The 2,303-nt window shown below is 63.7% G+C and carries 1 protein-coding gene; it reads right to left on the reverse strand.

Annotated elements, in window-relative coordinates:
* The coding region (locus VYI76_RS16710) for a phage tail tape measure protein (protein WP_326525946.1) at positions 1 to 2,303 on the reverse strand (2,303 nt) is incomplete at both ends.

The raw sequence follows: 2,303 nt of genomic DNA on the forward strand, positions 1-2,303 counted from the left end.
GGGCGATGCGGGACGTGCGCAGTTCGATTTCGATTTTCTCGACATCGGCACCCGTCTTGCGCGCGACGGCGATGCGAGCCTGGGCGTCGAGATCGAACGCCTTGATCGCAGCGGCGGCGTGGTCGTTGAGGGCTTTTAGGCGCGTGGCATTGGCGGCGACGGTGGCGTCGGTGACCTTTTTGATGCCGGCGGTTTCGGTGATTTCGCGCTTGGCGACCGAGACTTGAATCGCGGCGGTTTGCTGCGCGAGCGATTGGTCGATTTGCGCGATTTGGGCGGCGTAGAGATCCTTCGCGGCGCTGGCGGATGCACCGATGCGCGCCTGGGCGGCTTCGATGTTGCTGGCGGTGCGATTGATGCGCGCATTGAGCTCAGTCAAGGGCTTGTCGACGGCTTCGACTACGCCCGAGAACGCGTCGGTGAACTTGGCACCGACCTTGCCGACGGTGGCTTGCGTTTCTTCGAGCGACTTGCGGAGCGAGGCCTGCTTAACTTCAAGCTGTTGCAGCGCTGCACCGTTGGCACCGATGGTGTTGGTTAGCTCAACGTATTGGAGCTTGTTGCGGTCGATCGCTTCGGACGCGCGCTTCATTTCGGCGGTGTCGCCGGACACGAGCGCGGTCATGTAGCGCAGACGCTCGCTCACGTCAATAATCGCAGCCGCGACCCCACCGCCGAGCGTGTCGCCAAACTGTCGGGCATAGGCGCTGCTCTCGCGCAACCATTGGCCGAATTGGTAGGCCGGGACGCCGGCGGCCAGCGCAGCGGGGATAAACGCCGTGATCGCGGTTGTGGCGGCGCCGATGCCGGCGGCGGCAAGCGCGCCGCTTGTGCCGAGCGCACCGATACCGGCAACGATCGGGGCGATGATGGGGGTGATGGCGCGCGCTGCGATGGCGGTGACGGCGAGCGCACCCCCTACAGCAGTTAGCGTGGTGACGCTGTTACGCAAACCGGCGGGCAGATCGTTGAACGCCTTGATGAGATCGGTCGCGCCGTTGAGGAGCGGGAGCAAGCCTTCAAGCAACGCTTTGCCGGCGGCGACCTGGGCGCGGTTGAGTTCAGCGCTGAATTTCTTTAGGGCTTGCTCGGGCGTGTCTTTGAGTTTGTTGAAGGCGTCTTTGGTTGCGCCGGCGGCGTTGGTGGCTTCGTCGAGCGAGGTGGCGAGCAAGTTGTAGTTGCTGCTCAAGAGTGCGACCGCGCGTTGACCCTCTACGTCGGGAATCAGGCGGCGCAACAGTTCGGGGCCGATGTTCTTACGAGCGAATTGTTCGATGGTGCCGGCGAATCCGTTGTATTGGATGTCCAATTCGGCCATTGCGCCGGCGGCTTCCGTGCTTGGGGCGGCGAGCTGCTTGATCGCACCTTCGAGCGCGACCATTGCGCGCGGCGCGGTGAGGCCGTTTCGCGTGAGTACGACGGTGGCGGCGGACAATTCTTCGAGACTGACGCCAGCCGTTCGCGCGGCTGGCAGCACAAGGCCGAACTTTTCGGCAAGTTCTTCAAACGAGATAACACCGTCGCGCACCGTCTGAAACAAAATGTCGTAGACGCGATCGAGCTGGCCCACCTGGAGCTGATAGGCGTTTAGGACTTGTACGCCGATTTGGGCGGCGTTTTCGACACCCGTCAGACCGGCGATAGCGGCGCGCGAGGACGCCTCAAGCACGCGCAACGCGTTTTCGGGCGGGATGCCGGAGCCGATGATCGAGTAGAGCGCGCGGAAAGCTTCGACGCCGTCTAGACCAATTTGCCCAGCGAGCCGCAACACACTTTGGCCGAGCGCGTCGAGCTGGACCTTGTTGAGATTGGTGATCGAGGCGATCGAGGCGAGCCCCTGCTCGTAACGCGAGGCGGCCGTCGTGACCGCGGACACGGCGAGCGCATACGCACCGACCGAGCCGATGACAGCGACAAACGCACCCTGCAGCTGTTGCATGCTGCCGGTGAGAATGGATTGTTGCGCGTTGACCTCTATCGTTTTGGCGACGAGGCGCGACTTGGCTTGCGCGAGATCGTTGAGCGTGGCGGTGCCGTCGGCCCGCAACACGTTGTAGGCGTCTTGCAGCTTTTTGATCTGCGCGCGGGCTTCGTCGGTGTTGACGACACCCAACACGCCGCGGGCGGTTTGGGTGGCCACGGCGCGTTGCGCGGTGTCGAGCGCTTTGGCGAGGGCGAGTTGTTCGGCGGCGAGGTTGGCGGTGTTGAGGCCCGCCGCTTTCATGTCGACGTTGAGCGACTTGAGTTTGTCGGCGATGCCGCCGGCGGATTTCTCGGCGGCGCGGAATTCTTTGTCGACGGCC

Origin of the sequence: Sphingomonas sp., from assembly GCF_035910975.1 — a bacterium.
Lineage (GTDB): Bacteria > Pseudomonadota > Alphaproteobacteria > Sphingomonadales > Sphingomonadaceae > Sphingomonas.